This window comes from Bradyrhizobium sp. 132 (genome assembly GCF_023074185.1).
Taxonomy (GTDB): Bacteria; Pseudomonadota; Alphaproteobacteria; order Rhizobiales; family Xanthobacteraceae; genus Bradyrhizobium.
In genome coordinates this window covers 22999-35662 of sequence record NZ_JADPKY010000051.1, presented here as the reverse complement: position 1 = coordinate 35662, position 12664 = coordinate 22999, and the positions used below count along the sequence as shown (strand labels likewise).

12 protein-coding genes and 1 other RNA gene are annotated in these 12664 nt (G+C 65.0%); 5 read left to right on the top strand and 8 right to left on the bottom strand.

What is annotated here, in order from left to right:
• Nucleotides 1-253: 253 nt before the first annotated feature.
• The 8 genes from IVA74_RS08955 to tkt form a co-directional block, all read right to left on the bottom strand.
• Nucleotides 254-1039, bottom strand: a complete 786-nt coding sequence (locus IVA74_RS08955; protein ID WP_247341807.1) for an inositol monophosphatase family protein — start codon at nucleotides 1037-1039, stop codon at nucleotides 254-256.
• 97 nt (nucleotides 1040-1136) lie between these two features.
• Nucleotides 1137-2201: a tetratricopeptide repeat protein gene (locus IVA74_RS08950; RefSeq protein ID WP_247341804.1), complete on the bottom strand. Its 1065-nt coding sequence runs from the start codon at nucleotides 2199-2201 to the stop codon at nucleotides 1137-1139.
• Nucleotides 2202-2209: 8 nt separating this feature from the next.
• Nucleotides 2210-2914 (bottom strand): thiamine phosphate synthase, encoded by a 705-nt coding sequence (locus IVA74_RS08945; RefSeq protein WP_247341800.1) that lies wholly within the window; start codon nucleotides 2912-2914, stop codon nucleotides 2210-2212.
• Between the two features lie 3 nt (nucleotides 2915-2917).
• Nucleotides 2918-3943 (bottom strand): class I fructose-bisphosphate aldolase, encoded by a 1026-nt coding sequence (locus IVA74_RS08940; protein WP_247341797.1) that lies wholly within the window; start codon nucleotides 3941-3943, stop codon nucleotides 2918-2920.
• Nucleotides 3944-4141: 198 nt separating this feature from the next.
• Nucleotides 4142-5209: a class II fructose-bisphosphate aldolase gene (fba, locus tag IVA74_RS08935; RefSeq protein ID WP_247341794.1), complete on the bottom strand. Its 1068-nt coding sequence runs from the start codon at nucleotides 5207-5209 to the stop codon at nucleotides 4142-4144.
• A gap of 67 nt (nucleotides 5210-5276) precedes the next feature.
• Nucleotides 5277-6473, bottom strand: coding sequence for a phosphoglycerate kinase (locus IVA74_RS08930; protein WP_247341790.1), 1197 nt, complete (start codon nucleotides 6471-6473; stop codon nucleotides 5277-5279).
• A 139-nt stretch (nucleotides 6474-6612) separates the two neighbouring features.
• Nucleotides 6613-7620: a type I glyceraldehyde-3-phosphate dehydrogenase gene (gap, locus tag IVA74_RS08925; protein WP_247341786.1), complete on the bottom strand. Its 1008-nt coding sequence runs from the start codon at nucleotides 7618-7620 to the stop codon at nucleotides 6613-6615.
• 171 nt (nucleotides 7621-7791) lie between these two features.
• Entirely contained in the window at nucleotides 7792-9777 is a 1986-nt protein-coding gene (tkt, locus tag IVA74_RS08920) for a transketolase (protein ID WP_247341783.1), read from the bottom strand.
• A 310-nt stretch (nucleotides 9778-10087) separates the two neighbouring features.
• Between tkt and IVA74_RS08915 the strand changes: the two genes are divergently transcribed.
• The 5 genes from IVA74_RS08915 (at nucleotide 10088) to IVA74_RS08895 (ending at nucleotide 12579) form a co-directional block, all read left to right on the top strand.
• Complete coding sequence (locus IVA74_RS08915) at nucleotides 10088-10408, top strand: DUF4164 domain-containing protein (RefSeq protein ID WP_247341857.1); 321 nt, start codon at nucleotides 10088-10090, stop codon at nucleotides 10406-10408.
• Entirely contained in the window at nucleotides 10405-10788 is a 384-nt protein-coding gene (locus IVA74_RS08910; RefSeq protein ID WP_247341779.1) for a cell division protein ZapA, read from the top strand. Before IVA74_RS08915 ends, IVA74_RS08910 begins: the two co-directional genes overlap by 4 nt.
• Before the next feature lie 48 nt (nucleotides 10789-10836).
• A non-coding RNA gene (gene ssrS / locus IVA74_RS08905) (6S RNA) lies at nucleotides 10837-10996 on the top strand.
• A gap of 184 nt (nucleotides 10997-11180) precedes the next feature.
• A complete protein-coding gene (locus IVA74_RS08900) occupies nucleotides 11181-11777 on the top strand; it encodes a 5-formyltetrahydrofolate cyclo-ligase (protein ID WP_247341776.1) in 597 nt (198 codons plus the stop codon).
• Nucleotides 11755-12579, top strand: coding sequence for a TIGR00282 family metallophosphoesterase (locus IVA74_RS08895; RefSeq protein ID WP_247341773.1), 825 nt, complete (start codon nucleotides 11755-11757; stop codon nucleotides 12577-12579). The genes IVA74_RS08900 and IVA74_RS08895 overlap by 23 nt, the downstream gene beginning before the upstream one ends.
• Nucleotides 12580-12664: the final 85 nt, after the last annotated feature.

Sequence of the window (12664 nt, the reverse complement as noted above, 5' to 3'; positions counted from 1 at the left end):
CGTGCTCTATTGGCTCCCCGGAACGCTGTCTGCGGCCTGCCGGGGCGGTGTCTTGCGAGACTTAGCCGTTCCATGGGCAATCTTTGCTGCTCTCATCGTCGCCGGGCTTTACTTCTCAAGTCGATAGCTTGCCGCAGGCGGAGCATCCAGTACGCCGCGGCCGTTCCATATCCAACTGAACTCTCTGGAATACTGGATCGTCCGCCTTCGCGGACGATGACAGAGGTGTGTAAGGCGCGACCTCGGCCTACGCCTACTTCCTCAACACCTTCACCAATTCCCCGTGCACGAACTCATTCCCGCACACGACATTGCCCGTCACCAGGGCATCGCCGGGCGTGTCGATGTCGGTGACCGTTCCGCCGGCCTCGCGCACCATGATCATACCCGCCGCGATGTCCCAGGATTGCAAATTGCGCTCCCAGTAGCCGTCGAGACGACCGGCGGCGACGAAGGCGAGATCGAGGGAGGCGGCGCCGAAGCGGCGGAGGCCGGCGACGCGGTCCTGGATCGCGGTCATCTCGCGGCGGAATTCCTCGTGGTCGCCGCGGCCGATATGGGGCAAGCCGCAGGCCACCACGCATTCGTTGAGCTGGCGCCGGCCGGCAACGCGCAGGCGCTGGTCGTTGAGGAAGGCGCCCTTGCCGCGCTCGGCGATATAGAGCTCGTCATTGGCGGGGTTGTAGATCACGCCTGCGATGATCGTGCCCTCGCGCGAAAGCCCGATCGAGATCGCGAATTGCGGGATGCCGTGCAGGAAGTTGGTGGTGCCGTCGAGCGGATCGACGATCCAGGTGTGGCTCTTGTCGGAGCCCTCGCGCGTTCCCCCTTCCTCGCCGATGAAGCCGTAGCCGGGGCGGGCCTTGGCGAGGTCCTGGTAGACGATTTCCTCAGCGCGCTTGTCGGCGAGCGAGACGTAATTCGCCGGTCCCTTCAGCGAGACCTGGAGATGCTCGATCTCGCCGAGATCGCGCTTGAGGCTGCGGCCGGCGCGGCGCGCGGCCTTGACCATGACGTTGATAGTTGCGGAATACAGCATGAGCTCTGGTCTTGAACGGGGGAAATGGCGCGAAATCGCGCCTGTTTGAGAGATTGGGTGCCCTGCGAGGGGCCCAACGTCAAGTCATTGCGTCAAGTCATTTGGTCCCGAGCCATTTCCTGGCGGCGGCCTCGACCTTGGCGCGCTCCTCGGCCGGCAAATCGGACAATTGCTTGTCCAGCTCCGGATCGCCCTTGCCGCCGGTCTTGGCCACAAGATGCCATTTAAAGCCTTCGACCTTGTCCACGGATGTACCCATGCCGTTGATCAGGACCCAGGCCAGCCGGTTCTGAGCGATCGCGCTGCCCTGGCGGGAGGCCTTGCGCAGCAGGGCCACGGCGGCCGGCTGGTTCTTCGGCGTACCGGTGCCGTTGAACAGCGCGATGGCGTATTCGACCTCGGCATCGACATTGTCCGTCAGCGTGGCGGCCTGGAGCAGACGCACCGCCCTTTCGGGGTCCTTGGGCACGCCGGTGCCTTCCTTGTAGAAGGTCGCGAGCGCGTATTGCGCCTCGGGCAGGCCGGCATCGGCGGCCTGGCGCAGCAGCTCGGCGGAGCGCTTGACGTCCTGCGGCAGGGTCTGGCCGTCGAGATAGAGCAGCGCGAGGTTATAGGCCGCCTTGGGCTCGCCGAGCTTGGCGGCGGAGGCCATCAGCTTGACCGCCTCGCCTTTATCGACCGCGCCGCCGCGGCCGGAAATCCTGAGCATGGCGAGCGCGAACATCGCCTCACGGTCGCCGGCATCGGCGGCGCGCTTGTACCATTGCAGCGCCTTGGCGTAGTCGCGCCGGATGCCCATGGCGTTGGAATAGAGTTCACCCAGCATGGTCATCGCCTTGGCATCGCCGGTCGCGGCACGGGCGGTGGCGAGATCGAGGGCGGTTTTGTACTGGCCGCGCTGATAGGCGCCGAACACCAGATCGACGTTGGAATTGTCGGTCGGAGGCGCCGGGATCACGGTTGCTGCCGGGGCCGGCTTGGGGGACGCCGAAGGTTTGGGAGCCGGCGCGGCCTCCTTTTTCTTGGCGACCGGGGGCGGCTTGGGTTTCTGTTTCTCGGCGGGCGGGCTCGGCGTCGCCGCAGGCGGCGTGATCTGGAGCTGCGCGGCCGCAGGCACCGTGAGCAGCAACGTGGCCAGGATGGTGATGCGCGGGAGCTTCATGCCGGGCGCTAGCCGTGCTCTCGACCCGCAGGCTTCCGGCCCGCAGGATCTTGGCCGGCAAGCGCTGTCGCATAGGCCTTCCTGATCGCAGCGTCGATCTCGATCAGCGCGGCCTTGGGTCCGCGCGGATCGGCCCAGATGAACTCGCCGACCAGCACGAAATCGGCGCCGCTGGCGGCGAATTCGTGGGCCTCTTCCAGCGACATGGCAAAGCCGACGCAGGGCGGCTCGAACAACTCGGCCCACCAATCCAGCCGCTCGGCAATCGCCTGAGACGACGGCCGCTGGCCTTTCTCGTCGGGCTCGCCGAACAGCACGTAGTCGGCGCCCAGCTCGCCCGCGCTCATGGAATCGTGGCGCGTCTCAAGCCCGCCGACGCCGGCGATACGATCGGGCTTGAGCGAGGGTGCGGCCTCTTCCAGCGCAGCGAGGCTCGCAAGATGCGCGCCGTCGGCGCCACCGCGCGCGACCAGTTCGGCATGGCCTTCAATGAGCAGCGCGGCGCCCGCTTTCTGAACCGGCGGCGCCAGAGCCTTGATCCGCGAGATCATCGTGCGTTGGTCGGTCTCCTTCAGCCGCAGCAGCACGGCCGCGACGTCGGCGGAAGCAAGCAGGCCGGGCAGCTCGGCCAGAAGCGAAGCGTGATCATCGACGACAGGCGTCGCGAGATAAAGGCGCGGCGCAGGGCGCGGCGGAGGAGATTTGTTCGACAAGATCTAGGCTGCCTTCTGTTCCAGGCTGCTTTGCCATTCGCCTCTGGAGGCGAGCCCATTCATACGCGCGCGGTGACTGAATGCGTTTTGTCCGGCTGCGACGTTCTCGGCCTTGCCCGACCAGGCCTTCTGCGGCGCGGCCTGGAGCGCGCGGCCGTAGGAGAAGGTCAGGCCCCAGGGCAGCGGACCGAGCTTGTGCATGGCGTTGAGATGCGCGGTCGCCTCTTCATCCGACTGGCCGCCGGAGAGAAAGGCGATGCCGGGCACCGCCGCGGGCACGCAGGCCTTGAGCAGCCGTATCGTCTTCTCCGCGACCTCCTCGACGGAAGCCTGCTTCGCGGACTTCTTGCCGGAGACTGCCATGTTCGGCTTCAGCACCATGCCCTCGAGCGCGACCCGCTGCAGGCGCAATTCCTGGAAGGTCTTGTTGAGCACGCGGTTCGTCACCTCATAGCAGCGATCGATGTCGTGATCGCCGTCCATCAGCACTTCCGGCTCGACGATCGGTACGATCTGCGCAGCCTGGCACAGCGCCGCATAGCGCGCCAGCCCATGGGCGTTGACGCTGATCGCGGTCATCGAGGGAATACCGCTGCCGATGTCGATCACCGCGCGCCATTTGGCGAAGCGCGCGCCGCGCTCGTAATATTTCTTCAGCCGCTCGGCGAGCTTGTCGAGCCCGACGGTGACGAGCTCGCCCGGGCACATCGGCAGGGCTTGGGTGCCTTCGTCGACCTTGATGCCGGGAATAGCGCCGCTGCTCTCGATCAGCTTGAGCAGGGGCGTGCCGTCCTTCGCGTCCTGCCAGATCGTCTCGTCATAGAGGATGACGCCGGAGATGTACCGGCTCATGGCTTCCTTCGAGCGGAACAGCATCTCCCGATAGTCGCGGCGGTTCTCTTCGGTCGATTCCACGCCGATCGCGTCGAAACGCTTCTTGATGGTGCCGGAGGATTCGTCGGCGGCAAGGATGCCCTTGCCGGGCGCGACCATGGCGGTCGCGATCCTGTTGAGCTCAGTCAGATTCATCGAGAGGTCCTCCCAAAACGATTCTGCCCTTGCCTGTGAAAATAGACCGTTCTCGGGCAAATGCCGAGTTAACGTTCGTCGCAGGGCAAGGGGGGAGGGGCTTTGGTACCGGCAACAAGGTCGCCATCCCGGGCTCGCCGGTTTGCGGCGCCCGGAATGACGGAGAAAGTGGGGGGTGGTTACGCCACCGCGCGATCGCTACGCGACGCGGGGGGCGAGCTCGCCCTTGGCGTAGCGCTTGGCCATTTCGGCCGTCGTAAGCACCTTCTTGATCTTGGCGGCCTGGCCTGCGGTATTGAATTCCTGGAGCCGCTGCTTGCACAGCCTGGTCATGGCTTCCATCGCGGGCTTCAGGTACTTGCGCGGGTCGAATTCTTCCGGATTGTCCTTGAGCACTTTCCGGATCTGGCCGGTCATCGCCATGCGGTTGTCGGTGTCGATGTTGATCTTGCGAACGCCGTTCTTGATGCCGCGCTGGATTTCGGCGACCGGAACGCCCCAGGTCGGCTTCATCTTGCCGCCATAGGCGTTGATGATGTCCTGGAGGTCCTGCGGCACCGACGAGGAGCCGTGCATGACAAGATGGGTGTTCGGCAGCTTGCGGTGGATCTCCTCGATCACGTTCATGGCGAGGATGTCGCCGTCGGGCTTGCGGGTAAATTTGTAGGCGCCGTGAGAAGTCCCCATCGCGATCGCGAGCGCGTCGACCTGGGTCTCCTGGACGAACTTCACGGCTTCGTCCGGATTGGTCAGGAGCTGGTCGTGGCTTAGCTTGCCCTCGGCGCCGTGGCCGTCTTCCTTGTCGCCCATGCCGGTCTCGAGCGAGCCGAGCACGCCGAGCTCGCCCTCGACCGAGATGCCGCCGAGATGGGCCATGTCGGTCACGATCCTGGTGACGCCGACATTGTAGCCCCAGTCGCCGGGGGTCTTGCCGTCAGCCTTGAGCGAGCCGTCCATCATGACCGAGGTGAAGCCGGCCTGGATCGCGGTCATGCAGGTTGCGGCTTCATTGCCGTGGTCGAGATGCACGCAGACCGGGATGTGCGGATAGATCTCGGTCACCGCGTCCATCATGTGCTTGAGCATGATGTCGTTGGCGTAGGACCGCGCGCCGCGCGAGGCCTGGATGATGACGGGCGCGTCGACCTGATTGGCCGCGTCCATGATCGCCAGCGCCTGCTCCATATTGTTGATGTTGAAGGCCGGTACGCCGTAATCGTTCTCTGCCGCATGGTCGAGCAATTGACGCAACGTGATCCGAGCCATGTGTCTTCTTCTCCCGTTTGGGCCTGCAAAGGCCACTTCTTCAAGGCCGCTAATTATTCGCGACTGATTATTTGGTGCGCAGAACTTCGACGCCGGGCAGGGGTTTGCCTTCCATCCATTCAAGAAATGCGCCACCGGCGGTCGAGACATAGGTGAACTGACCGGCCACATGGGCCTGGTTGAGGGCCGCGACGGTGTCGCCACCGCCCGCGATCGAGATCAGCTTCTTGGCCTTGGTGCGCTCGGCGGCATGCTTGGCGGCTGCCATCGTGCCGCGATCGAAGGGTTGCATCTCGAAGGCACCGAGCGGTCCGTTCCAGACCAGCGTCGCCGCGTCGTCGATTGCGGCATGGACGCGTGCGATCGACTGCGGACCGACGTCGAGGATCATGCCGTCGGCCGGGATCGCGTCGAGGCCATAGGCATGCGACGGCGCGTTGGCGGCGAAATGATAGGCGACGACCGCGTCCACCGGCAGGATGATCGCGCAGTTGGCGGCTTCCGCCTTCTCCATGATGCGCAGCGCAGTCGCGGCGAGATCCTTCTCGGCCAGCGACTTGCCGATCCCGACGCCCTGGGCGTGCATGAAGGTGTTGGCCATCCCGCCGCCGATCACGAGCGCGTCGACCTTGGTCACGAGGTTTTCGAGCAGGTCGATCTTGGTCGAGACCTTGGCACCGCCGATGATCGCGATGACGGGCTTGGCCGGTGAGCCCAGCGCCTTCTCCAGCGCAATCAGTTCGGCCTGCATGGTGCGGCCGGCATAGCCCGGCAGCTTGTGGCCGAGGCCTTCGGTCGAGGCATGGGCGCGGTGCGCGGCCGAGAACGCGTCATTGACCCAGATGTCGCCGAGCTTGGCCAGCTCCGCGACGAAGGCGGGATCGTTCTGTTCCTCTTCCTTGTGGAAGCGGGTGTTTTCCAGGCAGAGGATGTCGCCGTCCTTCAAGCCGGCAACGGCCGAGGCCGCGGGCTCGCCGATGCAGTCGTCGGCGAAGGCGACGGGCTTCTTCACGACCTTGGCGAGCGCCTCGGCGACGGGCTTGAGCGAGTCATTGGCATCGCGCCCTTTGGGCCGGCCGAAATGCGCGAGCAGGATGACCTTGCCGCCCTTGTCGGAGATTTCGGTGATGGTCGGCGCGACACGCTCGAGCCGGGTCGCATCAGTGACGCGCCCGTTGTCCATGGGCACGTTGAGATCGACGCGCAGCAGCACGCGTTTGCCCTTCACGTCGACGTCGTCGAGGGTGCGGAATTTGTTGGTCATCTCTGGGCTCTCTTGTCCCGGGCGCACTGCGGCGCGAAGTGCCGCTGTGCAGAACCGGGACCTACGCGGGGAACATGGGTCCCGGCTCTGCGGAGCAGCGCGCGCGCTGCACCGCGTCCGGGACATGGGACCTACGTTCTTAGATCACCTTCGCCATCGCAACGGCGGTGTCCGCCATGCGGTTCGAGAAACCCCATTCGTTGTCGTACCAGGACATCACGCGTACCAGCGTGCCGTTCTGCACCTTGGTCTGGTCCTCGTGGAAGGTCGAGGAGTGCGGGTCGTGGTTGAAATCGATCGAGACGTTTGGCGCCGTGGTATAGCCGAGAATGCCCTTGAGCTGCTGCTCGGAGGCGCGCTTCATCGCCGCGTTGATTTCCTTCGGATCGGTGGCGCGCTTGGCGACGATCTTGAGGTCGATGACCGAGACGTTCGGGGTCGGCACGCGGATCGCGACGCCGTCGAGCTTGCCCTTCAACTCCGGCAGCACGAGACCGATCGCCTTGGCGGCGCCGGTCGAGGTCGGGATCATCGACATCGCAGCGGCGCGGCCGCGGTAGAGATCCTTGTGCATGGTGTCGAGCGTCGGCTGGTCGCCGGTATAGGCGTGGATGGTGGTCATGAAGCCGGTCTCGATGCCGACGAGGTCGTTCAGCACCTTGACGACCGGAGCGAGGCAGTTGGTCGTGCAGGAGCCGTTGGAGACGACCAGATGATCCCTGGTCAGCGTGTCGTGGTTGACGCCGTAGACGATGGTGGCATCGGCGCCGTCGGCGGGCGCGGAGACCAGCACGCGCTTGGCGCCGGCGGTCAGATGCGCAGAGGCCTTGTCCTTTGAGGCGAAGATGCCGGTGCACTCCATCGCGATGTCGATGCCGAGGTCCTTCCACGGCAGCTTCGAGGGATCGCGCTCCGCGGTCACCTTGATCTTGTTGCCACCGAGGCTGATCGTGTCGCCCTCGACGGTCACCGCGCCGGGGAAGCGGCCATGGACGCTGTCGAAGCGAAGCAGATGGGCGTTGGTCTCGACCGGGCCGAGGTCGTTGATGCCGACGACCTCGATGTCCTTGCGGCCGGACTCAGCGATGGCCCGCAGGATGTTGCGGCCGATGCGGCCAAAACCGTTAATTCCGACGCGGACCACCATGTTTCGTCTCCTTATGACCGTTCAATGACGGGTGTTCGATAACGCCGATCTTCCCGCACAACGCGCTTAGCGCGCCTGCGAGGGTTTTTTTAGGGCGGACGCCCGGTTCATCCGGGCGGTGCTTGATCATATGAGAAATTAGGTAATCCCTTTTTTTGGCAAGCTCAACTCTCACGAAACGCGCTTCAGCACGGCGTTCACCGCAGCCTCGGCGGTAATGCCGAAATGCTTGTAAAGCTCCTTCGCCGGACCGCTTTCGCCGAAGGAATGCATGCCGATGAATTCGCCATCATGGCCGATCACGGCATCCCAGCCCCAGCGTACCGCCGCCTCGATCGCGACCTTCACCGGCGCGTTGCCGATGATGGCGGCACGCTTGGCCTCTGGTTGCGCTAACAACAGCTCGAGCGAGGGAACCGAGACCACCCGCGACGGGATGCCGCGTTCGGCGAGCTGCTTCTGGGCCGCGACCGCGATCTCGACCTCGGAGCCGGAGGCGAACAGCGTTGCCTTGGCTTCGCCCTGGGCGGCCACCAGTTCGTAGGCACCCTGAGCGCAAGGGCTGTCGTTCGGCGCGGTGGTGCGGAGCTGCGGCAGGTTCTGCCGTGTCAGCGCCAGCACGGTCGGGCCGTCGAGGCGGTTCAGCGCGAGCTCCCAGCATTCGGCCACCTCGATGGAATCACAGGGGCGGAACACACGCATGTTCGGGATGGCGCGGAGCGCGGCGAGATGCTCGACCGGCTGATGGGTCGGGCCGTCTTCACCGAGGCCGATGGAGTCGTGCGTCATCACGTAGACGACGCCGGCGCCCATCAACGCGGCAAGGCGCATCGCAGGGCGCGCATAGTCGGTGAACACCAGGAAGGTCGCGCCGTTCGGCGCGAAACCGCCGTGCAGGAAGATGCCGTTCATGGCCGCGCACATGCCGTGCTCGCGGATGCCGTAATGGATGAAGCGGCCCTTCGGCGTCTTGGCCGAGAAGGCGGTTGCCGACTTCGCCTTGTTGTTGTTGGACCCCGTGAGGTCGGCCGAGCCTGCCAAAAATTCCATCGGCATGGCGCCGGCAATGACTTCGATCACCGCTTCCGAGGATTTGCGGGTCGCCGCTGTCATCGGCTTTTCCAGCAGCTCCTTCTTGTAGGCGCGCACTGCCTTCACGAGCGAGGCCGGACGTTCATGGCGCAGGCGGCGCTCGAACTCGGCGCGCTTGCGGCTGCCGAGTTCACCGAGACGGCCTTCCCATTCCTGGCGAACTGCCACGCCGCGGCTGCCGGCTGCGCGCCACGCCTTCAGCACGTCGTCCGGGACCGAGAACGGCTCGAGCGAGATGCCGAGATTTTCCTTGGCGGCCTTGAGCTCGTCGGCGCCGAGCGCTTCGCCATGGGCCTTCGCCGTACCGGCCTTATGCGGCGCGCCGAAGCCGATGGTGGTGCGGCAGGCGATCAGCGTCGGCTTGCTCGACTTCTGCGCCCGCGTGATCGCGGCCGATATCGCGGCCTGGTCGTGGCCGTCGATCTTCTCGGCGGCCCAGCCCGCCGACTTGAAACGCTTCACCTGGTCCACGGAATCGGAAATCGAGGTCGGGCCGTCGATCGAGATGCCGTTGTCGTCGTAGAGAACGATCATCTTGTTGAGCTTCCAGTGCCCGGCCATCGCGATCGCCTCCTGCGACACGCCTTCCATCAGGTCGCCGTCCGAGGCGAGCACGTAGGTGTAGTGATCGACGATCTTCTTGCCGAACTCGGCGGCGAGCATTTTTTCGGCGAGCGCCATACCGACGGCGGTGGAGATGCCCTGGCCCAGCGGGCCTGTGGTGGTCTCGATACCCTTGGTGCGGAAATTTTCGGGATGTCCGGGAGTCAGCGAGTCGACCTGGCGGAATTGCTTGATCTGGTCCAGCGTCATGTCGGAATTGCCGGTCAGGTACAGCAGCGAATACAGCAGCATCGAGCCGTGGCCGGCCGAGAGCACGAAGCGGTCGCGATCCGGCCAGCTAGGTGCGGCGGCGTCGAATTTCAGGAACTGCGTGAACAGCACCGTGGCCATGTCGGCCGCGCCCATCGGCAAACCGGGATGGCCGGATTTCGCCTTCTCGACGGCGTCCATTGCGAGGCCGCGGATCGCGTTGGCCATACGGGTGTGGTCGACTTGCGTCATGTCTGAAATCCGTCTGAAATGAGGCGCTTGGCGGCGGGTGCGGGCCGTATGGGGGGAGCCTGGCGGCACTGAAGGTCGGGGGCTGAAATAGCACCTCGGTTCCGGGAGTCCAAGGCAATCAAACGTCGGTTTGGCCGTAAAAGTTGCTTAGCGGTGCATAGTTTCGCGGCGGCGTTGCGCTTCCCTGGCTTGCCACGTAAATTTCTGCTTCTAACCGCTTGCCGAACCGAGTCTTTTGCCGGGCGGCAAGCCCCAGAAAAAGCCCAAGGAAAAGCCCATGGGCAAGGCCACAGGTTCCGCCGCTGACTGCATGAACGATCGCGTTTCCAACAGCTCTGCCATGACCGAGTCCTCTGCCGTCGAGATCGAGATCGCGACCCGCAGGCTCATGGCGGCGCTCGACTCGCTCGAAAACGCGGTGGAGCGGCGGCGCGATGCCGACCGCGACGAGAACGAGCTCGCGGCGCGGATCCAGGCGCTGGGCGCGGACCGCTCGCGGCTTGCAGACGAGCTCGACGGCGCGCTGGTGAAGGCGCGCAAGCTCGAGCGCTCCAGCCGCGAGATCTCCGACCGGCTGGATTCCGCGATCGTCACGATACGCTCGGTGCTCGATACCGGAGAGGACGGATGAGCCACATCAACGTCACCATCAACGGCCGGCAATACCGCATGGCCTGCGAGGAGGGCCAGGAGGTGCGGCTGCTCAAGCTCGCCGAAAGCCTGGAGACGCGGATCCAGTCGCTGCGCGGAAAGTTCGGCGAGATCGGGGACGCACGGCTCACGGTGATGGCGGCGCTGACCGTCTGCGACGAGCTGGTCGACGCTGGCAACCGCATCCGCACCATGGAGCAGGAGTTGACCGAGCTGCGGGATTTCCGCAACGCAGCCGTCGAGCGCGCCCGGTTGACCCAAACGGCGGTCGTGACCGCACTGAACTCTGCGGCCGAGCGCATCGAGAAATCGACCCAGGTCCTGAACCGGACCGTCGGCAACGGGATCGCCATCGGCTGACCCCTCACCGGGCTGGCGATTTGTCAGCATCGTTGTTACATTGCCCAAGCGAGGCTGCGACGCACGTCAGGAGCCATAATCCCCGGGGCCTTATCGATCCTTTAGGGAACTGTCCCTGGCCGGGCCCGTGGGCTCGGACATATGGTGCCCACCTACTTTCGTAGGGAACTCCGGGATCGAGTGCTTCAACGGCGTTCGCGGCTTCGCACTTTTGTTTGCTCGATTTGTGCTTGTTGAAACGACTGCGGCTGGTTCAAGTCATGCCCCGGCTTGACCGGGGCATCCAGTACGCCGCGGCCTTTGTGTGAATCACCACCGCCTCTGGAACGCTGGATCACCCGCTCCATTGCGCAAGGGCGCACAAGGCGGGTGATGACGTGGGGACCCTGCGCATGTCGAATTCGAAAGCCGAACTCCGTGCCAAGGCGCTCGCGGCGCGCGATGCGCTGAGCGAAAAGAAGCGCACCGCCGCCGCCGCCAAGCTCGCCGAGCGCGGGCTGCCGTTCCAGCTTCTGCCTGGCAGCATCGTGTCCGGTTATTCGCCGATCCGCAGCGAGATCGATCCGATGCCGCTGATGAAGAAGCTGGCCGAGGAGGGCGCCAGGCTCGCGCTGCCCTGTGTCACCGCGCGCGGCCAGTCGCTGATCTTCCGCATCTTCCATCCGAACGATCGCCTCATGCTCGGCCCGCTCGGCATTCCCGAACCGTCGCCCGGGGCCGCTGAAGTCATTCCGGACATCATGCTGACGCCGCTGGCTGCCTTCGACCGTCTCGGCCATCGCATCGGCTATGGCGCCGGGCACTACGACCACACCTTCGCGCATCTGCGAAAAGCCAACAACATCATCGCTGTCGGGCTCGCTTTTGCAGCGCAGGAGATCAAGGCGGTTCCGGCACTATCTCACGACGTCGCGCTGGATTATGTGCTAACGGAATCCGACGTATTCGATTTCCGGAGTTCTGAAGTTGCGCATTCTCTTCGTGGGTGATGTCGTCGGCCGTGCGGGGCGCAACGCCATCGCCGAATATCTGCCCGGCATGGTCAAGGACTGGTCGCTCGATTTCGTCGTCGTCAACGGCGAGAATTCCGCCGGCGGCTTCGGCATCACGGAAGCGATCTATCAGGAATTTCTCGACGCCGGCGCCGACGCCGTGACGCTCGGCAATCACTCCTGGGACCAGCGTGAAGCGCTGGTGTTCATCGAGCGCGCGGAGCGCCTGGTGCGGCCAACGAACTATCCGCGCGGCACGCCCGGCCGCGGCGCGGCGCTGGTCGAGACCAAGAACGGCAAGCACGCGCTGGTCGTCAACGCGCTCGGCCGCGTCTTCATGACCCCGTTCGACGATCCCTTTGCAGCGCTGGAGCGCGAGCTCGGCGCCTGTCCGCTCGGCGTTGCCGCTGACGCCATCGTCGTTGATTTCCATTGCGAGGCGAGTAGCGAGAAACAGGGCATCGGCTTCTTTTGCGACGGCCGCGCCAGCCTCGTCGTCGGCACGCACACCCATGTGCCGACCGCCGACCACCAGATCCTGTCGGGCGGCACTGCCTACATGACCGATGCCGGCATGACCGGCGACTACGACTCCATCATCGGCATGCAGAAGGAGGAGCCGCTGCGGAGGTTCACGTCGGGAATTCCGTCGGGGCGGTTCGAACCGGCAGCGGGCGCAGCGACGCTCAGCGGCGTTGCCGTGGAGACGGATGACGCGACGGGGCTTGCACTACGGATTGCACCGGTGCGCGCGGGCGGAAGGCTGGAGCCGACGACGCCGAGGTTTTGGTTGAGCTGAAGCGACAAATTCAGGGTCGTCCCGGCGAAGGCCGGGACCCATACCGCGTGATCTCGCGATTGCGGTCGGTCGCAGTACCAACGAA

Coding starts and splice junctions, on each gene's coding strand:
- IVA74_RS08955 (WP_247341807.1), bottom strand. CDS start 1,039: ATGCTGTATTCCGCAACTATCAACGTCATGGTCAAGGCCGCGCGCCGC.
- IVA74_RS08950 (WP_247341804.1), bottom strand. CDS start 2,201: ATGAAGCTCCCGCGCATCACCATCCTGGCCACGTTGCTGCTCACGGTG.
- IVA74_RS08940 (WP_247341797.1), bottom strand. CDS start 3,943: ATGAATCTGACTGAGCTCAACAGGATCGCGACCGCCATGGTCGCGCCC.
- fba (WP_247341794.1), bottom strand. CDS start 5,209: ATGGCTCGGATCACGTTGCGTCAATTGCTCGACCATGCGGCAGAGAAC.
- IVA74_RS08930 (WP_247341790.1), bottom strand. CDS start 6,473: ATGACCAACAAATTCCGCACCCTCGACGACGTCGACGTGAAGGGCAAA.
- gap (WP_247341786.1), bottom strand. CDS start 7,620: ATGGTGGTCCGCGTCGGAATTAACGGTTTTGGCCGCATCGGCCGCAAC.
- tkt (WP_247341783.1), bottom strand. CDS start 9,777: ATGACGCAAGTCGACCACACCCGTATGGCCAACGCGATCCGCGGCCTC.
- IVA74_RS08915 (WP_247341857.1), top strand. CDS start 10,088: ATGAACGATCGCGTTTCCAACAGCTCTGCCATGACCGAGTCCTCTGCC.
- IVA74_RS08910 (WP_247341779.1), top strand. CDS start 10,405: ATGAGCCACATCAACGTCACCATCAACGGCCGGCAATACCGCATGGCC.
- IVA74_RS08900 (WP_247341776.1), top strand. CDS start 11,181: ATGTCGAATTCGAAAGCCGAACTCCGTGCCAAGGCGCTCGCGGCGCGC.